The following is a 24,259-nucleotide window of genomic DNA, read 5'->3' on the forward strand; positions in this document are numbered from 1 at the left end:
TTATGAAGCTGCTGTGATTCTAGCCTGTGTCTTTATTTGGCTGCCGCTGATTTGAATTCTATACAGACCCTAATATACTTATAGTTTTTAGAGATTAATTGATGGTTTTTCAGTATAAATACTCTTAAAGCTTTGATTTATTGTTATAATTATTAGTTTTCTAGCTTTTGGTCGCGTTTAGCGGCTGTTATCCTTTTTTTTAAAATACGATTGATGTCCATTTGCGTTATTACCTGTTATTGATTATTAACCAATAATAGGTAATAAAAAAGTACTCATTAATCAAGCGAGGCACATATGCAATACCCAAAAACTTACGACGTGGTGGTCATCGGTGGTGGTCATGCCGGTACAGAAGCGGCCTTAGCTGCCGCGCGTATGGGCGCGCAGACCTTGCTATTGACCCATAATATTGAGACCCTCGGGCAGATGAGTTGTAATCCGGCGATTGGCGGTATCGGCAAGTCGCATCTGGTGCGTGAGATTGATGCGCTTGGTGGCGCAATGGCGCTGGCTACTGATAAAGCTGGTATTCAGTTTCGGGTATTGAACAGTCGTAAGGGCGCGGCAGTTCGAGCAACGCGTGCACAAGCAGATCGTATTCTCTACAAAGCCGCTATCCGTCATACGCTTGAGAATCAGCCCAACCTTGATATATTTCAGCAAGCTGCTGATGATATCTTGGTCGAAAATGGTTGCGCAACTGCCGTTGTGACGTCTACTGGTATTGTCTTTAAGACTGAAACCGTCATATTGACCTCAGGAACTTTCTTGGGCGGCGTTATCCATATCGGTTTAGAGAACTCCAAAGGGGGACGAGCAGGGGATCCGCCTTCTATTAAGCTTGCCGACCGTTTGCGTGAGCTTAAACTTCCCGTAGGTCGCCTCAAGACAGGCACGCCCGCACGTATTGATGCGCGTAGCGTCGATTTTAGCGTGATGACCGTTCAGGCCGGCGATACGCCATTGCCAGTGATGAGTTATATGGGTGACGCCTCCATGCATCCTGAGCAAGTGAACTGTTATATTACTCATACCAATGCGCGTACCCATGACATTATCCGTGAAAATTTAGACCGCTCACCAATGTTTTCTGGCAAAATTGAAGGGATTGGCCCACGTTATTGTCCTTCCATTGAAGACAAAATTCATCGTTTTGCGGATAAAGACAGCCATCAGATATTTATTGAGCCCGAAGGCTTAACCACCCATGAGCTGTATCCAAACGGTATCTCAACCAGTTTACCGTTTGATGTGCAGTTAGAGTTTATTCATAGTATGAAAGGGCTAGAAAATGCACATATCACCCGTCCCGGCTATGCGATTGAATACGATTATTTTGATCCCCAAAGCCTAAAGCCAACTCTTGAAACCAAGTCCATTGATCGCTTATATTTCGCCGGTCAAATCAACGGTACGACCGGTTATGAAGAAGCAGGCGTGCAAGGATTGCTAGCAGGTACCAACGCGGCATTAGTCACTCGTGATAATAATGAGTTTGAAACCTGGACCCCGCGCCGTGACCAAGCTTATCTTGGCGTACTTGTCGATGACTTAATCACTCACGGTACTACTGAGCCGTACCGGATGTTTACCAGCCGCGCTGAATATCGTTTGCTACTGCGTGAAGACAATGCCGATCAGCGTCTCACTGAAATCGGTCGTAAGCTTGGCTTGGTAGATGATACGCGCTGGCAGGCCTATGAACAGAAAATGGATGCTATCAGTACAGAGGCCAATCGCTTAAAAGACTTATGGGCAACGCCTGTAAATGCGCTTGGACAACAAGTAACCGCGCAAACTGGCGAGGTGTTGACGAAAGAATCTACCGCTTACGACTTGCTTAAACGTCCGCAAATCCACTTCACCGATATTGCTGCAATTACTGACTCGCAAGTTGATGCCCAAGTCGGCGAGCAAATTGAGATATCAGTTAAATATGCCGGCTATATTAACCGTCAGCAAGAAGAGATTGATCAGATGAAACGTCTGGAGTTGACGCCATTGCCACTGGACTTTGATTATAGTATGGTGTCCGGCTTATCTAATGAGGTGGTACAAAAACTGACTCAAGTTCGTCCTGCAACGCTTGCACAAGCGGGCCGTGTCAGTGGGGTTACGCCTGCCGCGATTCAAATTCTAGCGATGACTGTCAAAAAGCAGAAAAAAGTAAAGGCGGCATTAGAGTCATAATTTAATCTGAACCGTTCTAGTCTATTATAACTTACCCTGATACTGTCCTTATCTGTTTGGGCACCTTGTCGACCTGAGCCTATTTATGACTGCTGCTATTATTTTTGCGATTACCATTATTATGCCTAACCTTATGTTAATGGGGTTGGGTTTTTTTATGCAGCGTCATGAACAGGCGAGTCAAGAGTTTATTGATCAAGCGTCAAGTTTCGTCTTTAATTATTGCCTGCCAGCGTTATTGTTTTTTAGTGTGGTCGATAGTGAGGTCGATTATGCCAAGCAAATGGTCCTCATAGTTGCTGGCATTGTCGTCACCTTTATCTTGTTTATTGGCTCTGAGATATATGCCAAACGCTTTATCAGTAAGCCTGCGGATCGAGGGGTATTCGTCCAAGGTATATTCCGTAGCAATATGGCCATTATCGGTCTGGCAACGGTCGCCAATGCTTATGGTGAGCGCGGCCTAAGTATTGGCGCGGTCTATATGGGTATTGTGACGATATTGTTTAATATTTTAGCTGTCATTACCCTGAGCCGCGTGTCTAAAAGCGCCGATGATACGTGGGTCAGTCGCAGCACAATGGTCATTAAAAAGCTGGCGACCAATCCACTTATTATTGCCTTATTAGGTGCCTTTGCTTATAAGGCGCTGCCACTACCACCATTAACCGGTATGATTCATACCACTGGTGATCTGCTTGCTGCGGTGGCGCTACCATTAGCACTTATTTGTGCAGGCGCGAGTATTGATTTAAAGTCTATGCTCAGTCCCTCGGGATTGTCCATGCAGGCCAGTATCGGCCGCATTGTTATTGCCCCATTGCTGGCGATTGCGGTGGGTTTGGGTTTTGGCTTATCTGGTATCCATATGGGCGTGCTGTTTCTGATGGCAGCATCGCCGACTGCTGCTGCTAGCTATGTAATGGTAAAAGCTATGGGCGGTAATGATATATTAGCGGCTAATATTTTAGCTTTTACTACCGTAGTAGGTATGTTCGGTATGGCAATTGGGGCGGCAATATTGCGTGGATTTGGACTGATGTGAGATGTTTTTTTATCGTTAACACTTTTAGAACAGCAGGATACCGAGCTGTTCTAGTTTGAGGGCTAGCGGTATGTAAAAATACAGTGGCTAATAACAACTCCAATCGATTATACAAACTAGGTGCACCCCATGCCTTATGATAAATTATCAGACCTTCCAAGCGCTGTAAAAGACAACCTACCAAAACATGCGCAAGAAATTTTTCAAGCCGCCTTTAATAGCGCCAGCAACGAGCATGGTGATGAATCGCGCTGGTTTGCTACTGCGTGGGCCGCTGTCGAAGAGGTCTATCAAAAAAATGATGACGGTAATTGGGTAAAAAAGCCCAATCATAAATAACCAGTCTAATTATAACCAGCGGCCTATACGTCATAGCTATCATAAGTTGCCATGAGCCATCATAACTCGACCGACCCAATCATTTATAACTCTCCATAACCTAATCTATAACAATCATACCTGCATTATTGAGGGTATCCTGTTGACTTGAGCCATTTATGACCGACGCTATTCTTTTTGCGCTTACTATTGTTGTGCCCAATTTAGCCTTGATGGCGTTGGGTTTTTTTATGAAAAGACAGGGTCAGGCCAGCCAAACGTTTATTGATCAAGCATCCAACTTTGTCTTTACTTACTGCTTGCCAGCCTTACTGTTCTTTAGTGTGGTTGACAGCCATGTCGATTATGCCAAGCAAGCCGTATTGATTGCAGCTGGCGTGTTGATCACCCTTATTCTATTTTTTGGTGCTGAGTTATTTTCTAAGCGTTTTATCAGTGATCCCGCTGATAAAGGGGTATTTGTACAAGGAGTATTCCGTAGTAATTTGGCCATTATCGGTCTATCGACGATATCGAATGCTTATGGGCAGGAAGGGTTAAGTATTGGTGCGGTCTATATTGGTGTGGTGACGATACTATATAACACCCTAGCGGTCATCACTTTAAGTAAGGTGTCTACTGATTCTAATGAGTCATGGCCGAGCCGTATTAAGTCCGTCTTTAAAAAGCTCATTACCAACCCGCTGATTCTGGCTCTCTTAGCCGCTTTTGCTTACAAAGCACTACCACTACCGCCACTCACAGGGGTTATTCATTCAACTGGCGACCTACTGTCATCAGTCGCCTTACCGCTGGCACTGATTTGCGCTGGTGCTAGTATTGATTTGAAGGCTATGCTGCGTCCATCGGGTCTGTGTGTGCAGGCCAGTGCTGCTCGTATTATTATCGCACCACTATTAGCAGTTGTTATAGGTTTGAGCTTTGGTTTAACCGGTATTCATATGGGTGTGTTGTTTCTGATGGTGTCAGCGCCAGCAGCAGCGGCGGGTTATGTGATGGCAAAAGCAATGGGCGGCAATGATGTACTGGCGGCGAACATTCTAGCCCTTACTACCGTGGTTGGTATGTTCGGTATGGCGATCGGGGCAGGACTATTACGCGGGTTTGGATTGATGTAAAACATGCTTAGTGTTAGAGACTGATTGTTAATTAAAAGGTAGTAGATAATTTATTAAAATAGCCTAAGCCCCAATTTCCAAATTAACAGAGCCCACTTAATACTTTGAATGGGCTTTTTTATGTCAATAATAAGTGCCTAAAATTTTTTAGCTTGTCTGAATTTTTTGTTATCTTAATATTAAACAATTAAAGTATTACCAACTGTTTTGCGCGTTATATAACGGCATGATAGGTAACTTATGATAATAATTAATTTAATAAAAATATTGTTAGTATTAGCGACCATCATCGACTCCCACTATTAACCAACAAGGAACGCTTTCAATGCAACTCTTAAACCAAGCAGAGGTCACCGAATATCTTAATATACAAGATGCTATCGACACTATTGAGCAGCTATTACACCAGCAAGCTGCTCATCCAAGCTGGATTAAATCGCCTGAACGCTTAGTGATTGAGACTTTTAGCGAAGATCTTTTTAGCAATAGTGGCGAGCACAGCTCAGGCGCGCATTTATCAATGCCTGCAATTATTTATAATGGTAAGCAAGAATATACTGCCGTGAAGCTGGTCACCATTTGTCCTGACAATCCCAGTCGTGACCTGCCAACGACTACCGCCATTGTCACGGTATCTAATAATGCTACCGGTAAGATATTAGCAGTGATGGATGGTATTTATATTACTCAAGTGCGCACCGCAGCGCTATCGGGTATCGCTACTAACTATATGTCAAAATCTGACTGTCAAAGCGTAGCAGTTGTCGGCTGCGGCGGTATGGCTTATGAGCAATTGAACGCGGTACTAACGGTACGCCCTAAAATTAAAACTGTTTATTTATGGAATAGAAGCCCCAGAGGTGCTGAGCAATTTAAAGCACGCTTCGCCCGTGATTATGCGCAGTGGAATGTTGAATTAAACGTCTGTGAGCAGATTGAAGATGCTATTAAAGATGCCGATATTATCAATGTAGCAACTCGCTCTGATGAGGGTTTATTTAGCGTTGAGCAAATAAAGTCTGATGCACACATCAATGCAATAGGCGCGTATCGGCCATCGATGAAAGAGATTAGCAATGATGTTATTAAAAATAGCGGTATGATTATAGTCGATGATCTGGCTGGTAGCCGTCATGAGGCTGGTGACTTGATCCAAGCTGATGAAGCTTCCGATTGTGCGTGGACGTGGGATGATCTGAGTGGTGATTTGCAAGCGCTAGTGACAGGCAAATTAACGGACAAAGCAGCTAAGGCGAAGCAAGCCATAACCTTGTTCAAGTCTGTGGGCGCAGCAAGTTTCGATGCAGCAGTAGCGCTATATGTAGCCAAGCAAGCACAGGAAAATAACTTAGGGGAACAGGTTGTTTGGGAAAAACTTCCAAAGTAATCATTATTACAATTAATATTTTTTGTAATTAGCCTTCTTAAACCCATAAATATAGCCAAAAAAAACCTCCTATTTTAATTAAATAGGAGGTTTTTGTTCTTGATTTATTTATTGGCTATCGACGGTTATTACGTTTATCTTCACGACGCTTTTTACCTTTAGGGCTGATACGATAGGTCAAATAGCCGCCTATCGCCATAACCGCAATAAAAGCCAAAATATAAATGAATATTGATGAGCCAATAAGTAATGAGGCACCGATAATAGGAGTAGCGTCCATGGCAGTTATCCAATCATAGTTTATCAATAATTATGCAGGGGCAGCAGCAGATTGTAAAGTAAACAAATTTAGCTGAGGTGTAAGCGCTAGTGAATGCAGACGTGCCGCTTGGTCATAGACGTTGGCGGTGACAATCAACTCATCCGGCTGATATTTTGCAATAAATTCAGCAATTTTTGGCTGCACGGTTTCTACTGAACCAATAAACGAGATCGATAATGCCTTGTTGACAGCCATTTTTTCTGCAGGACTCCAGATCGCATTCATATCTTCTATGGGTTTTGGCATTTGCCCACGCTCATTACGGAGCAGGTGCACAAAGCTTTGCTGTGCTGAGGTAAAGTGATAATTGGCAGTGGCATCATCATCAGCTAACAGTAGATTTGCAGCAAGCATGACATAAGGCTTGTCGAGATAAGCAGAAGGTTGGAACTGCTCGCGGTAAGTGGTGATAGCATTCTCAAGCATTTGCGGTGCAAAATGCGAAGCAAATACATACGGTAGCCCTAAATGTGCCGCTAAGGTTGCACCAAATAATGAAGACCCTAAAATCCAAAGTGGCACATTTGATTTTGCACCAGGGAATGCTTGCACTGGACTGTTATCAGTACCATCGCCTAATAAATATAACAACTCTTGCACATCTTGCGGGAAGCGCTCAGCATCTTGCATCTGCCGACGTAACGCCTGAAAGGTAGCGCCATCGGTACCAGGGGCACGGCCTAGACCTAAATCAATACGATCGCCATACAACGCTTGTAACGTACCGAATTGCTCAGCAACCACTAAGGGCGCATGGTTCGGTAGCATGATACCGCCTGAGCCAATACGAATATGCTCAGTTTGGCTACCAATATGCGATAGCAAGACTGAGGTCGCGGCACTAGCAATACCCGCCATATTATGGTGCTCGGCCATCCAATAGCGGTTTAAGCCAACCTTTTCTGCTTGCTGGGCAATCTCAACCGTTTGGGCAATACCATCAGCGATGGTTTTACCGGTAGGGACGGGTGCTAAATCTAGGAAGGATAAAGGGATTGTGTTACTCATAAGTCACCTATTATTATGATGCCATATCGAATATGGCATTCTTATCTTTGTGTTTATTTATAGTATTATAAAAGCGCTGGAGGTTCGCTATAACATTTTTTTATAGGCTTGGTATAGGCCGCCTTGAGCGCTTAACACTTAATATAATGGGGCGGAATTTCGGAATATAAAGGTCAATGTTAAAGGTAATAACAAATCTTAATAAGACTGTGTTTTAAGCAGGGTGTAGCGAAGAATAAGCCTAATAGGCAAGCCTAAATTAGAAAGTTTATGTATTATTATAAGGAAAGTAGAGGATTATAATAATAACTAAGAGCCAAAATCAGAGAGAAAAAGGCCTCATTATCAATGAATAATGAGGCCTTAGCAATAAATAGTGCGTTGGAGTACGCACGTTATGAGCCAAACTAATCTTGGTGGTTAAACTGCTTCTGACACAGCTCCATAAAGGCACGGCCGTATTGACGGATTTCAGCATCATCACGCACGGCCATCCAACTGGTAAAGCGGCCAAAATGATCGACTGGAATGGGCGTTAGATTATGATAATGACTGGGCTCAAAGGCCATCTCAGCGATAATACCAATACCTAAACCCAGTGCCACATAAGTGCTGATCACATCAGCATCAAGGGCTGCTAGTACGATGTCAGGCTCAAGACCTGCATCACTAAACGCTTTATCGATCGCACTGCGGCCGGTAAAACCGCCGTGATAAGTCACAATCGGATAGCTGGCAAGGGTCGGTAGATCAACAGTCTCTAGACCGGCAAGCTCATGATCACTCGGCACAATAACACGGTGCGTCCAATCATAATAACGATGGCAGCGCAAATAATTATTATGAAGCAGCGACTCGGTGGCAATACCAATATCAGCTTGGCCACGAATCACCATCTGTGCGATAGTTTCAGGATCGGATTGCTGTAATATTAAATTCACTTTTGGAAAGCGTTCTTTAAATTCTTTTACCACTTGTGGCAACACATAGCGCGCCTGCGTATGAGTAGTCGCAATCGTTAGCGTACCGATATTTGGATTGTTGAAGTCGAGGCTGAGGTTTTCAATCGTACGGATTTCAGCAAATATAGACTCAATGTGTGGCATGAGCGCTGTGCCCATGGTCGTCAGTCCCGTTAGGCGTTTGCCTTGACGGACGAATACTTCGGTTTTCAGTTGATTCTCAAGCGCAGCAATATGCTTGGATAAGCTTGATTGACTGGTATGTAGCACTGTTGCGGCTTGGCTTAAGTTATAACCATTGACCACGGTATGCCACACTGTTTCCAACTGCTTAAGTTGAATTTGTAGATGCCGCTGATTGACCACCACATCGATTGCCATAACCTAATTCCTCATAAATATAAAAATATACACTGTCTGTATATAAGAAAATCAAAACCCACAAAAATGCAGCAAGTCGCTAGTGTAAAACAAAGCCATTATTCTTTTATATACTAAATAGAAATTTATTTATACTATTTTGGAATATATAGTTAAAGTATTAAGTAAAGAAATGAGCGGGAATGTGGAGTAATTATGATTAGATTTACGAGTTAGCTATTAGGGTTGGTTCTTTTAACGAGCTGCTCAACGTTTAATAAACCTGTGGCGAGTAGTAAAAGTGATAGTTATGAAGTTTTAAGCCTGTCATCATAATGATAAAAAAGAACCACCTTATATAAGATGGCTTTTTTCGTAGGATTAAATAATTATAAGTAAATGCTAAAAGCAATTTGCATTCATGACCTTACTCCAAGCTTTGATAAAGTCATGGACAAACTTTTCTAAATTATCATCTTGTGCGTATAACTCAGAATAAGCACGTAAGACAGAGTTTGAACCAAATACCAAATCGACACGGGTGGCCTGCCATTTCACATTACCGGTCGCACGTTCGCGTATTTCATAAAGGTTAGAAGTATGAGGCGAGTCAGCATTGTCTTGCATAGGATGCCAAGTAAGATTCATATCCGTTAAATTAACAAAAAAATCATTACTGAGCACGCCGGCACGGTGGGTAAAGACGCCGTGTTGGCTGTGATTGTAATTGGTGTCGAGAACGCGCATACCGCCGATGAGTACAACCATTTCAGGGGCGCTTAGGCCCATCAGTTGGGTGCGGTCAAGGAGCATCTCTTCTGGGGATACTGCATAGTTGTCTTTTACCCAGTTGCGATAGCCGTCATGACGCGGCTCCAGATCAGAGAAGGATTCAGCGTCAGTCATCGCATCCGTTGCATCGCCGCGCCCTGCGTTGAAAGGTACAGTTGTCTTAACGCCTGCATCAGCAGCAGCTTGCTCAATAGCGCTATTACCAGCAAGGACGATTAAATCAGCCAAGCTAACGGGTTTAGCAAACTCAGTTTGAATGCGAGTTAAAGTCTCAAGTACACGTTGTAACTGCTCAGGCTCGTTACCAATCCAATCCTTTTGTGGCGCTAGACGAATACGGGCACCGTTGGCACCGCCGCGGTAGTCAGAGCCACGGAAAGTACGGGCGCTGTCCCACGCAGTGATAATTAGCTCGCGGCGGCTGAGGCCACTGTCTAAGATTTGCGCTTTTAAGGTTACAATATCATCAGTCGTTAAGTCAGCGTTGCCTTCTGGAATAGGATCTTGCCATAAAAAGTCCTCTGCTGGTACGTCAGCGCCTAAGTAGCGTGATTTTGGTCCCAAGTCGCGATGGGTCAGCTTAAACCAGGCCTTGGCAAAGGCTTCGTCAAAGTATTCTGGATTTTTATGGAAGTTTTCTGAAATCACGCGATAAGCCGGATCTTTAATCATTGCCATATCGGCATCGGTCATCATAGGATTGCGGCGTACACTTGGGTCATGCGCATCTACAGGCTTGTCTTCTTCACGAATATCGGTAGGCTCCCATTGCCATGCACCCGCTGGGCTTTTGGTCAGCGCCCAGTTGTGATTGAGAAGCAACTCGAAATACTCATAATCCCATTGGGTCGGATGGGTGGTCCATGCGCCTTCAATACCACTGGATACCGTATCGCCAGCATTACCGCTGCCATTAGGGTTGTGCCAGCCTAACCCTTGCTCTTTGACATCGGCAGCTTCTGGCTCATCCTCTAAGGCGGTCGCATCGCCATTACCATGACATTTACCAACGGTATGGCCACCGGCGGTTAAGGCAACAGTTTCTTCATCATTCATCGACATCCGGCCAAAGGTCGTACGGATATCTTGTGCGGTTTTTATCGGGTCAGGGTTGCCATCGACACCTTCAGGGTTAACATAAATCAAGCCCATTTGTACCGCAGCCAATGGATTTTCAAGTGATTCCCGCTTATTATTATCGTCATAGCGGTTTTTAGTTTCAGCAAGCCATTCACGCTCCGAACCCCAATAGATGTCTTTTTCTGGATGCCAAATGTCAGCGCGGCCACCAGCGAAACCTAAAGTTTTAAAGCCCATAGACTCATAAGCCATATTACCAGCTAGAATCATCAAATCAGCCCAAGATAGCTTATTACCATACTTTTTCTTCATTGGCCATAAAAGGCGACGGGCTTTATCTAAGTTAACGTTATCCGGCCAGCTGTTCAACGGAGCAAAGCGCTGATTGCCAGTATTAGAACCACCGCGCCCATCGGAGCGGCGATAAGTACCCGCTGAATGCCAAGCCATACGAATCATAAGGCCACCGTAATGACCCCAATCGGCCGGCCACCACTCTTGCGAGTCCGTCATCAAATCTTTTAGGTCTTGTTTTACGGCTTCTAAGTCTAATTGCTTAAAAGCGGCTGCATAATCAAAGTCAACATCCATTGGATTGGTTTTATGATCTTGCTGATGTAAAATATCTAAGTTTAAGCTGTTTGGCCACCAGTCCGTTGCTGCAGAAGCTGAGGTTGTATGTGCTTGGTGCATTACCGGACAGCCACCCATGCTAGGACGCTGCGGGGTATGCGACTCATCTACGTTTTCACTATGCATCGTAGGGCCTTTACCATTGCCTTGGTCATAAGTGGTATTGCTTGCGGTGGCTTGATTGTCATGGTCGACAGGGCAGCCGTTAGACTCTGATGTTGAATTACTGGAGGTCGAGTTGGTCATGGGATAATTCCTTGGCTGTTACAATATAAAAAGGGAATAGTGATAGGGGATCGTTATTCTTTATGGATACAGCATATAACGTTATTATCAATTAATAAAACCAATATATGAGAACAAGGAGTTTTATAATATAAATCATTAATTGCATAGCGTTCTATTATTTATATGAGTGTAGCAATAGCAACACCTAAATACGTATTCCATTAATGCTGAATTATAGTCATTGTCGCTTATAGCTAACCAGAAGGTTTTATCGGATTTGGTGAGGAGTTGTTATCGATTTACCGAGGCGTTATTATAGGTAGCTAACTGAATGGTATTGTAGTGCATAAAATCCTAGATTGCCCTTAATATTTCTGTAAGTTCACTATGTTGTAAGTTCACTATATATAGTGTTATCGCTATGAGATATCTACCTTTCATAGATGCGTATAATAGGGGGGGTTAATACAAAAATATTATCAGAATGTCTAGTCAAGATAAGCGTTCTAAAGTACCATAATTCAATTTTGTCGCAAGTACGGTTATTTGTGCAGCGCTAGACGATTTCTTATGGTTATTTAACATTGATGTTTAGTAGGAAGTTGCGCACTGTTGTGTTCTTTCGTCTCAAGTTTTGGTGAGTTGTTATGTCTGCTGTCCAACCTGTGCCACCCAGTCCTCCAATTGCCAAAAAGTCTTGGGGCGAGGCGGCACAAGCTTATCTTGATCGCCGTGCGATTATCATACTATTTTTGGGGTTTTTCGCTGGCATTCCTATTATGCTGATCTTCTCAAGTCTGTCATTGTGGCTGCGAGAAGCAGGAATTGACCGTGGCGTAGTGACGATGTTCAGTTGGGCCGCGCTGGGCTATTCGTTTAAGTTCATTTGGGCGCCCTTGGTCGATGCGGTACCACTACCGATCCTGACCAAACTACTCGGTCGTCGGCGTGCTTGGATATTAGTTGCACAGTTGATGATTATTCTGGCGATTTGTATCATGGCGAGTGTCAACCCGATTACTGAGGGTAGCCTAACGCTTATGGCAATCGGCGCGGTACTGCTTGGGTTTTCATCAGCCACTCAAGATATCGTGGTTGATGCTTACCGTATTGAGCTGGCACCGCCAAGTCTACAGGCGGTGCTGTCTGCTATGTATGTCGCAGGCTACCGTATAGGTATGATTGTCGCGGGAGCTGGAGCGCTATATCTGGCTGATTATTTTGGCTCTACCGAAGCCCTATATAGCTATGAGGCATGGCGCAATACCTATTGGGTAATGGCAGGAGTCATGGCTGCTGGGGTTGTAACCACCTTGATTATTCGTGAGCCTGTCATCAGTCGGGTGCTCACCACAAAAACATCAGACGACGAGCCATTTCTAATACCCCACAAAACGTCAGACTACGCGCGTCTGTTATTAGTATTTGTCTTATCTGTTTCTGGTTTTATAGGGGTATTCATTACAGCCGGGTCGCTACTGCCAGAAACTGACAGTGCGGTGTTGGGATTCTTGTTAGAGATAGTACATCTAACAGTGAGTTTGGCCGCCGCTTTGATTATTGGCTATGGTTTAGTAAAAGCGGGTTTGGTTAAAAAACAAATGGCTATGGAGATGTGGGTTGAGCCTATTGCTGATTTCTTCCGGCGCTATGGTAAAAAGGCGCTATTATTACTGGCGTTAGTCGGACTTTACCGTATTTCTGACATTGTCGCTGGGGTCATCTCCAACGTTTTTTACTTAGATATGGGCTTTACTAAGATTGAGATTGCCAATGCGGTGAAGTTGTTCGGGGTCATTATGGCCATTGCCGGTGGCTTCTTGGGTGGCTTATTAGCACAAAGAATGCGTATTATGAGAGCCATGATGGTTGGGGCAATCCTCGCCTGCGTGACTAACCTACTGTTTGTTCTATTGACTTATAATCCGGGTAGTTTACCTTACATGTATTTGGCAGTTAGTCTTGATAATTTGGCTGCAGGGCTTGCCAGTGCCATATTTATTGCCTTCTTATCTGCACTAACCTCCATTCGTTTTACTGCCGTACAGTATGCAATATTTTCCTCGCTAATGACCTTACTCCCTAAAGTGCTAGGTGGTTATTCGGGTACTATCGTTGATAATACGAACTATCAATTCTTCTTTATCTTCACCTTTGCTATTGGGATTCCTATTTTGGCGCTGATTTATTATGTTGATAAGCATATCGTCATTGGCGATAACGATGATATTTATGATGATGGCGGTGACGATGATAATGACAGTAGTGGTAATAAAGGTGTTGAATTAACCAAAGCTAACCCTAATTTATCCAATACTAATGAGCCACCGCGTGCTACGGAATAAAGTACGAATTATAATGAGTAAGACGTAGATAACTATGAGTAGATAACCATGAAGAGTCATTTATGACCGTGCCCAAAGTAAAAGCAACGACAGTGCAGCAAATAAAACAGCAAGTAGCAAATACGGCTAACAATGCTGGAATTCCACCGTTTTGGATAACGGATTGGTTGCTCTATGTGCTAGATAAGCCGTCGCTATTTCTTCTTACGGATGATAGTTATCAGCTGGCTGATACTGAGTTTGAACAATTTAATATTGGGGTGACTAAGATGCTGCAAGGCATCCCTTTAGCTTATTTGACTGGACGACAGAAATTTTGGTCACTTGATTTTATGGTCAATGAGCATACCCTAATACCAAGACCGGATACGGAAGTGTTGGTTGAACAAGTGCTGCTTTGGATAAAGGCGCAGGATGGTGTTGAAATTAATAATAATGGTACTATTACCCAATCTTATGCTATCAATAATAAACGCTTGCTTGACTTAGGTACAGGCTCAGGCTGTATTGCCATTAGTCTTGCGCATGAGTTGAGCAAAGCCAGCTGGCAAGTAGTCGCTGTTGATTTTTCGGCGGAGGCACTGAAAGTAGCACAGTATAATGCCGAACTGAATAAGATTGATAATATTGAACTTGTCCAAAGCAGCTGGTATAGCGAATTATCCACAGAGGCTACTCAGTTATTCGATATCATTGTCTCAAATCCGCCCTATATTGATGAAGCGGATGAGCATTTAACAGGTTTGCTAGCAGAGCCAATCAGTGCCTTAAGTGCGCCCAATCAGGGCTTGGCTGATATTGAACATATCGTTGAGTACGCGCCGCAATATTTATATAGTGACGGACTATTAGCGGTTGAGCATGGCTTTGATCAAGGGGCTGCCGTCCGCCAGTTATTTTTAAATAATGGTTTTGCAGCAATACAAACTATCCAAGATTTTGGCGGCAATGAGCGCGTGACCCTTGGGCAAATTAAAGCGCTTTAGGTAATTTATTTGAGCTTATAGACCGTACCTACTTTATTTGATATTCCCTATATGCTCGCTCAACACTGTTTTTCTTAAGCTAAGTTATGGTAAAAATATGACGCACTCATTAGATACAGAGATGTTGTTAGATGCTGAACTGCTACGTTACGCCCGGCAAATATTACTTGAGGGTTGGGATGTTGATGCGCAACTACGGTTAAAATCTGCCCGTGTGGTAATGATTGGGGCGGGTGGCCTGGGTTGTCCAGCTTCTGAAACCTTAGTGCGCGCCGGTCTTGGACAAGTGCACCTGATCGACGATGATGTCATTGAGATGAGCAATCTACAACGGCAAACGCTGTTTTTACCCACTGATATTGGTAAGCCCAAAGCTTCGACAGCCGCGCAGATGTTGCAAAGGATTAATCCTCTTATCAAGGCTCGCGGAACCGTTGCCCGTCTTAGCGAAGAGAATGCTTATGAGCTGCTGGATATGGCATCTGGCAAGCCGGATTTACTATTAGATTGTACCGATAATTTTGCGACTCGCGATATCGTTAATCGTATTAGCGTGCGCTATCAAATTCCGCTTTTGACCGCCTCTGCGATTGCTATGCAAGGGCAATTGGCGCTGTTTGAGCCGCAGTTAAATTCGGGCTGTTATCACTGCGTATTCGGTGCGCCTAATACTGATACAGAACTTGATGAACGTACTTGTGCTAATTCCGGTGTCCTTGCTAGTACTACTGCTATTATGGGTAGCTTGCAGGCTAATGCAGCGTTGCAATATTTAGGATTAACCAAAAATCCACTGACAGGCAAGTTGTTATTATGGGACGGTAGCTTGATGCAGCAGAGGCTGATGGGCTATAAGCAAGATACAGATTGTCCCATTTGTAGCGTTTAACTTCTTATGTACTTTTATAATTATCTTTTGCTTACTACTATAGTTGTCCTTTATGAAAAATTATCGTCCTCATTTATTAAAGCACACATTTAATGTGGTGAACCGTGTGCGCCAAACGGCCAGTATTGCAGGCCTATCAGCATTAAGAGTCGCTAAAGGCGAGAAGCCGGATGCAAGACTGCTAAAAGATACCTTTGAGCAGCTGGGCACCACTTATATTAAGATAGGCCAGTTTATTGCCAGTACGCCTTCACTCTTTCCTCGTGAATACGTCGAAGCCTTTCAAGACTGTTTGGATCAAACCACACCGTTATCGTATGATTATATTGAAAAAGTATTGACCGCTGAACTAGCGGTTGATGGACAAACACTGGCTGATAAGTTTGCCCATATTGAGCAAAAACCGCTCGCTTCAGCGTCTATTGCCCAAGTCCATGCTGCGCGTCTGCACAATGGGGATGAAGTGGTATTAAAGGTGCAAAAGCCCGGGGTCGAAACCATCATGCAGACAGATTTAGGAGTGCTGCATGCGGTCACTAAAATAATCGAGGTGTTAATGCCATCGATGAGGTTCGCCAGTATCGCGCCCATTATCGATGAGATACGCTTGCGTATGCTGGATGAGACTGATTTTATCTCTGAGGCGCAAAATATCCGTGATTTTCAACAGTTCTTAGCGGTATCAGGTAACACGCGGGTGATAGCGCCGCAAGTCTATGATGAGCTTACCACGAAGCGCATATTGACCATGAGCCGTTTGCGCGGCGTGTCTATGGTCGATGAGGCGGCAATGCACCAATATTGTGATGACCCTGCACAAGTCATGGCTGATACTTTGAATACTTGGTTTGCCAGCCTGATGCTGTGCAATAGTTTCCATGCTGATTTGCACGCGGGCAATTTGATGCTGCTAACCGATGGCCGGATTGGCTTTATAGATTTCGGCATCGTGGGTAAGTTAAAACCTGAAAGCTGGCGCGCATGTATGGGTATGATGCAAGCCTTACAGGAAAATGATTATCATGCCATGGCAAAACATATGGTTGATATGGAAATGACGCACGGGCAAGAGGTAGATGTCGTGGCTTTAGGTGAGGATTTGCAGCGTATGATGCAAGTTATTATGGCAGAAGATAGAGCATTCACCAGCGGTATACCTTTTAATACCAAAGAGCAGGCCGATGAGCTCAATAAAATGATGCTAGAGGTAGTGGCGGTCGGTAAGCGTCATGGCATTCATTTCCCGCGTGATTTTGCCTTGTTGACCAAGCAGTTGCTATATTTTGACCGGTTTATGCGTACGCTAGCCCCTGATATGGATATGTTTAGTGATCAGCGCGTAAATATTCTGGGGCAGGATACGCCATCGACGGTGACACCGGTAATTGCTTGATGGTTATTTTTCTATAATGACTACATTATATTGACTGCTCTATAATGATTGTTTTATAAGAATTTTTAAGTTTAGATTTTTACACTCATTGCTAACACAAAGGATTGTGTGCTGCTGGCCACAAATTGGCTCTGTCATGATGACTGCTCCTCAAAACCATACTAGATTTACCATTACTAATGAAACCGCTATCGCTTTAATAGGCTTATACTGTATGGCGGTGGTGATGGGTTTTGGGCGTTTCCTATTTACGGCCACGTTGCCTGACATTATGAGCCAGTTGACGCTATCAACCACCATTGCAGGCTGGCTGGCATCGATTAATTATATTGGTTATTTTATTGGCGCGCTGATTGCGATGTTTGTACCGCAGCGCCTCACATGGCAAGCCTTGATACTCGGCACCATCGTCAGTATTGTGACCACTATTATGCTTGTGATACCAGAGCTATCTTTAAGCTTATGGTATCTCATTCGTTTGTTGGCAGGTATTGCCAGCGGAATAGGGATGATTCTTAGCTCTTCTTTTATCATTCAACGATTTAGTAGCGCTCGGCGTTCTGTGTTATCGACGATACATTTCGCTGGCATTGGCGTCGGTATCAGTGCGTCAGCTGTGCTCACATGGTGGCTGTTAACACTTGGTTATCATTTTGATGTGATTTGGCTGGTTGCAGGTGTGAGTAGTTTACCGCTGTTGTGGCTGCTCTACGCTATTCGTCCGCTAACTACCAATTCAGAGGCTAAGATTAGCGATCAGCGACCATCTGCGCATCAGACCTATATTAATTTTAAACGATCGTTATATGAGGCGATCACAGGCCAAACCAAAGCTATTTCATTATTAGCGGCCAGCTATGTGCTGGCAGGGTTTGGTTATATTACTTCAGCGACCTTTTTACCGGTGATGGCCGCTCAGCGCTTGACGACTCAGACCTATGCCGGACTACTGATTTGGCTGGTTGTTGGTATTTGTGCGATGTTATCCAATCCGGTTTGGGGAGCGTTAGCTAAGCGTATTGGAGAAATCAAAACTTTAATGGGGTTGACTTTGTTGCAGGCGCTGGGAATGCTATTGCCCTTATGGTTGGATGGTGCACTTGGGTTATATGCTAACGCTGCTATTTTGGGTTCAACCTTCGTCGGCATGGTTTCAATGACCCTCAATATTATCAAGAATATGAATCCCGACTATTCCAATTTATTAATAGGTTTGGCGACTTTAGCTTATGGTGCAGGTCAGTTCGTCGGGCCATTAGTAACGGTAGTGTTAGCGGGTAAAAATGATAATTTTAATGCCGGCTTGCTGGTTGCTGGTATTGGATTGCTCGTCAGCTTAGTTTTACTGGTGTTCTTCCGGAGACAATCACAACGTATCGCATAAATTTAAACAATACTGCGACTAAACACCTCTCGTAGCTCAAAGCTGGTATGAACCTGTGCCACGCCCTCGATACGATTTAGCCGGTGTAATAAAAACTCCTCATAATGTGCCATATCGCGCACTCGTACCTTGATTAAATAATCTTCACTACGACCAGTCACAATGCTACAGCTAATCACTTCATCAAAGCTTTGGATTTTACGCTCGAACTGCTCAAAGCGTTCGGCGGTATGGCGATCCATACTAATAGCAATAAACACAGCGAGCGGGTAGCCCAATTTCTGTGCATCAGTTTGAGTGTGATATCCAGTGATAATACCAACCTCTTCTAGGCGCTTAACACGACGTGCACAAGGTGTGGCAGATAGATTAACACGCTGGGCAAGCTCAGTAATACTCATCCGCGCCTCTAGCTGTAATAAGCGCAATAAACGCTTGTCGGTCTCATCGATATCAATTGATAAAGAGTCTTTAGAATGGCTATTTGGCATAATGTGCTATTTTATTAGTGATTTAAGTTGATTATATCAATAATATTAGATTTTATCACTAATATTGCCATAAATAATATGGTATAAAGCTGTTTTCCACCTGATAAAATTTGTTATCATAATGGTATAAACTTTAGTTATCTCGTATGATAAACGCTGTTTTATTTACGAACTAAGTTATTTACAAGCTAAGAAATTGCTAATATAACTTTATTTTTTATACCTTATCTAAGGATTGATTATGTCTGACCAAGCCACACGCACTACAGAATCTGCACCTGCGAAAATTACTCCAAAACATGCTGCTTTTGATTATAAAAAGTATCGCCCTTTTGCATTTGCGCCTTCGTTGCCAGACCGGACATGGCCAAGCAAAACGCTTGAAAAGTCGCCAATATGGGCCAGTGTCGATCTGCGTGATGGTAACCAAGCCCTAATTGATCCAATGACTATTGATCAAAAAATGCGCTTTTTTAAGACTTTAGTAGAAGTGGGTTTTAAAGAGATCGAGATTGGTTTTCCATCAGCGGCGCAAGTAGAGTTTGATTTTGCGCGTAAGCTTATCGAAGAAAATCATGTGCCTGATGATGTGACGTTGCAAGTGTTAGTTCAAGCTCGTGAGCATTTGATTGCGCGTACTTTTGAATCGTTAAAAGGTGCTAAGCGTGCCATTGTTCACGTTTATAACTCAACCTGCCGTATCCAACGTGAAAAGGTATATGGCAAAGATAAGGCTGAGATTAAAGAAATTGCTATCACTGGTGCGAAGTTATTAGTTGAATATGCCGCCAAGTATCCTGAGACTGAATGGGTATTTCAGTACTCGCCTGAGAGCTTTAGCCAAACTGAGACTGAATATGCCGTAGAAGTCTGTGATGCCGTCTGTGATACTTGGCAGCCACAAAATGGCCAAGAAGTAATTCTTAATTTACCAGCGACTGTTGAAGCATCTATGCCCAACATATTCGCCGATCAGGTCGAGTATTTCTGCCGTAATTTAGTAAAGCGCGAGCATGTGACAGTTAGTCTGCATACTCATAATGACCGTGGCTGTGCGATTGCAGCGGCTGAGCTTGGTGTCCTCGCTGGTGCGGATCGTATCGAAGGCACGTTGCTTGGTAACGGCGAGCGTACCGGTAATATGGATATCATGGTGATGGCGATGAACTTGTTTAGCCAAGGTATCGACCCTGAGCTTGATTTCAGTAATATGAGTGAGATTGTACAAGTAGTGAGCGAGTGCAATAACTTACCGGTGCATCCGCGCCATCCTTATGTCGGTGAATTGGTATTTACCGCCTTTAGTGGCTCGCATCAAGACGCCATTAAAAAATCTCTCGATTATAATGAGAAGCACAAAGAGCAGACCGAAAACGTTTGGGATGTGGCTTACTTGCCAATCGATCCGGCGCACATTGGTCGCAGCTATCAAGATGTGGTACGTATTAATAGCCAGTCTGGTAAAGGCGGCGTCGCTTATATTCTTCAACGTAACTATGGCTTTAACTTACCACGGTGGATGCAAATTGACTTTAGCCGCGTCGTCCAGCAGCAAGCAGAAACCGCTGCGCGTGAACTACAAAATGATGAAATCTTACAAACCTTTGAACATACCTACTTGCAGAAAGGCAGTTTTGAGTTATTAGACTACAGTGTGAATAATAAAGGCGGTGAAGTTTACTTTAACGGTCAAGTACAGATGAATGGCGATACCATCACTATTGATGGGACAGGTAACGGTCCATTATCATCGTTCATTGACGGCCTAGCGCAGCATACCGGTAAGTCTTTACACATTATTAACTATGCTGAGCATGCCATCAATCCGCATCATAACAATATTAATGGTGATGGCAACGGCATCGATGATGGTACCAATAGTGATAATAAGACCAATGCCAATGCAGCGGCTTATATTCAGCTGAATGTTGATGGTGACGTTTACTCCGGTATCGGCACTTGCAGTAGCACCGTATCAGCGATGCTAAAAGGGGCATTGTCTGCCTTTGCTCAAGCACCAGTAGGAACAGCGGCATAAGTTTTTGCTTAACTTAATCAGGTATTGGTATAAAACGTAGCAACGATAACGCCATGACTCTTTGCAATAAGCAATCTTAAGTTATGGCGTTATTTTTTGCGTCATTTATTTGCTTTTATGTTTAAATGTTCAGGCTTCTGACTTCTAAGATGTCGCAAAACCTAATTTTAATAGAAACTTAAAGTAGTATTTAAATAATATCAGTTGTCGGGCTATACCCGTATTTAGCAGTCAATAGCATAATTTTACTTGTGTTTTTAGAGCCCAAGACTTACGCTAATGTGTATATAACGTATTGATATAAATAAAAGGTTAACTATGGCATCGCTCTCAATGGCTTCATTTACATTGGCATCTATTTTGTCGTCGCTACCCACCGCTGGCGAACAGGCCAGCCAGTCGAAGATTACGACACATATTAGCCCTGCAATTGCTGGGCAATGGGAGATTGACTTAAGTAGTGTACATACCATCAGTAAGCCTGTGCCACGCTCCAGCGATCCATCACTAATAACTGCTGAACCTAAAATATCCGCGGGTAAATCAGGCGGAGTGATGAATCAAAGTGAGCAGCGTATTATTAATATCGTCCCTAAAAATACATCAAATATTAATTCCAACACTACTTTAACAGCTACAGCTTCAAAAAAACCTGCCCAATGTCGTGAGATATATAACTTTGCGGCCGATAATGAGATGTGGGCAGTCAGTGGTAAGGAATGGACGTATGGACGTTATTTAGTGACCCATCGTGAAGAGGGCTTACCGATTATCGCTATTAAAACCGTTTATGATAATAATGAGGTCGACTGCTCTGGTAATCAGGTTGACCAAACCGATGAAGCCTTAATCGCATTTTTAAATCATGATGGTAATAAAATGCAGTGGTGTGCTGACTCTGAAGGCACTGAATGCTTTATGAGTTTCCATCGTATATTGCCGTAACTGTTGCGTTTATACCAGTTAGTTGGCCCACAAACCAATAAGCTTAACCACAAAAAAACCGCTATTTGATAATATAGCGGTTTTTTTATAAGCATTTTTCTATATTCATATTACTTTTGGATATTATCTTTGGAGATGAAGATAAAAGCTATGACGCTGCGTTTTTATCTTTATTGGCCGTTAATAGTTCTCTTTCAAGATAATGGATATTTTGTGCTTCGTTAACAAAATTCTTATCCGCTAAAATCACATCACGATGCAGTGGGATATTGGTATTAATCCCTTCGATAATCAGCTCATCTAGTGCATGTAAGGTTTTAGCAATGGCTTGCTGGCGAGTCTGCCCATGACAGATGAGCTTACCAACTAATGAGTCATAATAGCTCGGCACTTCATAGCCCGGATATAGATGGGAGTCAAAGCGAACACCAGTGCCACTTGGTGCAAATAATTGCGTGACTTTGCCGGGTGAGGGCACAAAAGTGACCGCATCTTCAGCATTGATACGACACTCAATAGCATGTCCTTGAACTTCAATCTCTTCTTGGCGATAGGACAGACCGTAACCGGCAGCAATTTTTAATTGCTCAACCACTACATCAATACCGGTAATCATCTCAGTAACGGGATGCTCAACTTGAACTCGGGTATTCATTTCAATAAAGAAGAACTCATTATTTTCAAATAAGAACTCAAAAGTCCCAGCACCGCGATACTTAACCAGCTTACAAGCTTTGACGCACGCATCTAAGATGGGCTGACGGACATCATCAGGGATATCAGGAGCAGGAGCTTCTTCTAGTACTTTTTGATGGCGACGTTGTAATGAGCAGTCACGATCATAGAGATGAATGGCATTACCATTACCATCACCCAATACTTGAATCTCAACGTGGCGCGGGTTTTGTAAGTAGCGTTCCATATAGACGGTATCATCACCAAACCACAGCTCAGCTTCTTGTTTTGCCGCTTGGACTTGACCAATAAGCTCATCAAAACGCTCAACCACGCGCATACCGCGTCCACCGCCACCAGAGGCCGCTTTAATCAGCAGCGGAAAGCCGATATTGCGTGCTTGTTCTTCAGCGTTATGCAAGTTTACTGCACCCACAGATCCGGGTACGGTAGGGACGCCTGCTTTTTTCATGGCATTAATTGCGGAAACTTTATTTCCCATTAAGCGGATATGATCCGCGTTAGGACCGACGAAAGTTAAGCCTGCTTCTTCAACACGCTCAGCGAACTCAGCATTTTCAGCCAAAAAGCCATAACCAGGGTGAATGGCATCAGCGCCAGAAACTTCAGCAGCGGTTAAGATAGTATTAATATCTAGATAGCTCTGGTTAGCGTTAGGCTTGCCAATACAGATGGCTTCATCAACAAAGCGCAAGTGCATCAGGTTTTCATCAGCGGTCGAATAAACGCCAACAGTCTCGATACCAAGCGCTTTACAGGCGCGAACGATACGTAAGGCAATCTCACCTCGATTGGCGATGAGCAGTTTTTTTATCATGGGGTCATCCTTGTCAAAGCGGCAGCGATTAATTGTCCCGCTACGAGTTACTCATCATGCAATCATATTCAATGCAATAGTAAATGAGGTAGTAACTGTCATAACGAGGTATCAATCATAACTAGGTAAAGTGGGGCGTAGACCATTAGGCTTTATAGCGTATAACGGGCTGGCCAAACTGTACGACCTCAGAGTTATCCACTAAGATTTCGTCAACCACACCACTTTGAGTAGCCTCAAGCGGGTTCATGATTTTCATGGCTTCAATAATGCCAAGAGTATCGCCCGCTTGTACTTTTTGACCGACTTTGACAAATGGCGGGTCATTAGGACTAGGCGCAGAATAAAACACACCTACCATTGGTGAAGTTTCAACGCTACCCGCTTTTACTTGAGCTTTCGCTTCAGTAGCAAGAGGAGCGACGCCAGCAGAAGGTGCGGCTATCATAGTTGGAGCCGGAGCAGCGTAATGACGGGTTAAGCTGATGTGCTCATCGTCTGAACTGACTTCTAAGTTGACCAGTTCATTTTCTTCCATGAGGGCGACTAGGGTGCGTATTTTTTCAATATCCATAATTTTAATGAGGCCTTTTACTAAAATTTAAGAAGAAATAGTGTAACAAAATATTGTTTAATCAATTACTAATGATACCTATATTCGGCGCAATGAGCAATCAATGTACAGTTGTTAACTGAGGGGTTTTACATATTTTTGATGGTAATATGTTTCTGGGTAATAAATATTCAACTATTTATCATAGTCTATGTAAGCAGGCAGCGCTAGCATTGATTACTAGATACTACGATA

At 43.5% G+C, this 24,259-nt stretch carries 19 protein-coding genes; 12 read left to right on the top strand and 7 right to left on the bottom strand.

The window, feature by feature from the left end; translation table 11 throughout:
* The first annotated feature begins 297 nt into the window (after positions 1–297).
* The 5 genes from mnmG (at position 298) to JMY06_RS09585 (ending at position 6,082) form a co-directional block, all read left to right on the top strand.
* A complete protein-coding gene (gene mnmG, locus JMY06_RS09565; protein WP_201618065.1) occupies positions 298–2,193 on the top strand; it encodes a tRNA uridine-5-carboxymethylaminomethyl(34) synthesis enzyme MnmG in 1,896 nt (631 codons plus the stop codon).
* Between the two features lie 85 nt (positions 2,194–2,278).
* Positions 2,279–3,238 (top strand): AEC family transporter, encoded by a 960-nt coding sequence (locus tag JMY06_RS09570; RefSeq protein WP_201618066.1) that lies wholly within the window; start codon positions 2,279–2,281, stop codon positions 3,236–3,238.
* Between the two features lie 129 nt (positions 3,239–3,367).
* Positions 3,368–3,577 (top strand): ChaB family protein, encoded by a 210-nt coding sequence (locus tag JMY06_RS09575; protein ID WP_201526038.1) that lies wholly within the window; start codon positions 3,368–3,370, stop codon positions 3,575–3,577.
* A gap of 158 nt (positions 3,578–3,735) precedes the next feature.
* Entirely contained in the window at positions 3,736–4,695 is a 960-nt protein-coding gene (locus JMY06_RS09580; RefSeq protein ID WP_201618067.1) for an AEC family transporter, read from the top strand.
* A 325-nt stretch (positions 4,696–5,020) separates the two neighbouring features.
* Positions 5,021–6,082, top strand: coding sequence for an ornithine cyclodeaminase family protein (locus tag JMY06_RS09585; RefSeq protein WP_201618068.1), 1,062 nt, complete (start codon positions 5,021–5,023; stop codon positions 6,080–6,082).
* Positions 6,083–6,197: 115 nt separating this feature from the next.
* Here JMY06_RS09585 and JMY06_RS09590 read toward each other — a convergent pair whose 3' ends face one another.
* From JMY06_RS09590 to katG, 4 genes are all read right to left on the bottom strand, one after another.
* Complete coding sequence (locus tag JMY06_RS09590; RefSeq protein ID WP_201526041.1) at positions 6,198–6,362, bottom strand: hypothetical protein; 165 nt, start codon at positions 6,360–6,362, stop codon at positions 6,198–6,200.
* A gap of 30 nt (positions 6,363–6,392) precedes the next feature.
* Entirely contained in the window at positions 6,393–7,412 is a 1,020-nt protein-coding gene (locus tag JMY06_RS09595) for an LLM class flavin-dependent oxidoreductase (RefSeq protein ID WP_201618069.1), read from the bottom strand.
* A gap of 407 nt (positions 7,413–7,819) precedes the next feature.
* Positions 7,820–8,755 carry a LysR substrate-binding domain-containing protein gene (locus JMY06_RS09600; RefSeq protein ID WP_201618070.1) on the bottom strand — a complete coding sequence of 312 codons (936 nt, stop codon included), beginning with the start codon at positions 8,753–8,755 and terminating at the stop codon, positions 7,820–7,822.
* A 381-nt stretch (positions 8,756–9,136) separates the two neighbouring features.
* Positions 9,137–11,365: a catalase/peroxidase HPI gene (gene katG, locus JMY06_RS09605; protein WP_227672276.1), complete on the bottom strand. Its 2,229-nt coding sequence runs from the start codon at positions 11,363–11,365 to the stop codon at positions 9,137–9,139.
* A gap of 749 nt (positions 11,366–12,114) precedes the next feature.
* On the opposite strand from katG, the gene JMY06_RS09610 reads away from it, so the two are divergent.
* The 5 genes from JMY06_RS09610 to JMY06_RS09630 all read left to right on the top strand — a co-directional run bounded on the left by JMY06_RS09610 (position 12,115) and on the right by JMY06_RS09630 (position 18,464).
* Entirely contained in the window at positions 12,115–13,812 is a 1,698-nt protein-coding gene (locus tag JMY06_RS09610; protein ID WP_201618071.1) for an AmpG family muropeptide MFS transporter, read from the top strand.
* Positions 13,813–13,874: 62 nt separating this feature from the next.
* The gene (prmC, locus tag JMY06_RS09615) at positions 13,875–14,798 is read left to right on the top strand and encodes a peptide chain release factor N(5)-glutamine methyltransferase (protein ID WP_201618072.1); all 924 of its coding nucleotides are present in this window, start codon (positions 13,875–13,877) and stop codon (positions 14,796–14,798) included.
* A 97-nt stretch (positions 14,799–14,895) separates the two neighbouring features.
* A complete protein-coding gene (locus JMY06_RS09620; RefSeq protein ID WP_201618073.1) occupies positions 14,896–15,687 on the top strand; it encodes a HesA/MoeB/ThiF family protein in 792 nt (263 codons plus the stop codon).
* A gap of 52 nt (positions 15,688–15,739) precedes the next feature.
* Complete coding sequence (locus JMY06_RS09625; protein ID WP_201618074.1) at positions 15,740–17,080, top strand: ABC1 kinase family protein; 1,341 nt, start codon at positions 15,740–15,742, stop codon at positions 17,078–17,080.
* A 139-nt stretch (positions 17,081–17,219) separates the two neighbouring features.
* Positions 17,220–18,464 carry a YbfB/YjiJ family MFS transporter gene (locus tag JMY06_RS09630; RefSeq protein WP_413786913.1) on the top strand — a complete coding sequence of 415 codons (1,245 nt, stop codon included), beginning with the start codon at positions 17,220–17,222 and terminating at the stop codon, positions 18,462–18,464.
* 2 nt (positions 18,465–18,466) lie between these two features.
* On the opposite strand, the gene JMY06_RS09635 is transcribed toward JMY06_RS09630, so the two are convergent.
* The gene (locus tag JMY06_RS09635; RefSeq protein ID WP_201618076.1) at positions 18,467–18,955 is read right to left on the bottom strand and encodes an Lrp/AsnC family transcriptional regulator; all 489 of its coding nucleotides are present in this window, start codon (positions 18,953–18,955) and stop codon (positions 18,467–18,469) included.
* Positions 18,956–19,196: 241 nt separating this feature from the next.
* On the opposite strand from JMY06_RS09635, the gene leuA reads away from it, so the two are divergent.
* Positions 19,197–20,993 carry a 2-isopropylmalate synthase gene (leuA, locus tag JMY06_RS09640; RefSeq protein WP_201618077.1) on the top strand — a complete coding sequence of 599 codons (1,797 nt, stop codon included), beginning with the start codon at positions 19,197–19,199 and terminating at the stop codon, positions 20,991–20,993.
* A gap of 318 nt (positions 20,994–21,311) precedes the next feature.
* The gene (locus JMY06_RS09645; RefSeq protein ID WP_201618078.1) at positions 21,312–21,938 is read left to right on the top strand and encodes a hypothetical protein; all 627 of its coding nucleotides are present in this window, start codon (positions 21,312–21,314) and stop codon (positions 21,936–21,938) included.
* A gap of 148 nt (positions 21,939–22,086) precedes the next feature.
* Here the strand turns inward: JMY06_RS09645 and accC are convergent, their stop codons facing one another.
* Positions 22,087–23,451 carry an acetyl-CoA carboxylase biotin carboxylase subunit gene (gene accC, locus JMY06_RS09650; protein ID WP_201618079.1) on the bottom strand — a complete coding sequence of 455 codons (1,365 nt, stop codon included), beginning with the start codon at positions 23,449–23,451 and terminating at the stop codon, positions 22,087–22,089.
* 145 nt (positions 23,452–23,596) lie between these two features.
* The gene (accB, locus tag JMY06_RS09655; RefSeq protein WP_201618080.1) at positions 23,597–24,025 is read right to left on the bottom strand and encodes an acetyl-CoA carboxylase biotin carboxyl carrier protein; all 429 of its coding nucleotides are present in this window, start codon (positions 24,023–24,025) and stop codon (positions 23,597–23,599) included.
* Between the last annotated feature and the right edge of the window lie 234 nt (positions 24,026–24,259).

The organism is Psychrobacter urativorans (assembly GCF_904846675.1).
Lineage (GTDB): Bacteria > Pseudomonadota > Gammaproteobacteria > Pseudomonadales > Moraxellaceae > Psychrobacter > Psychrobacter urativorans_B.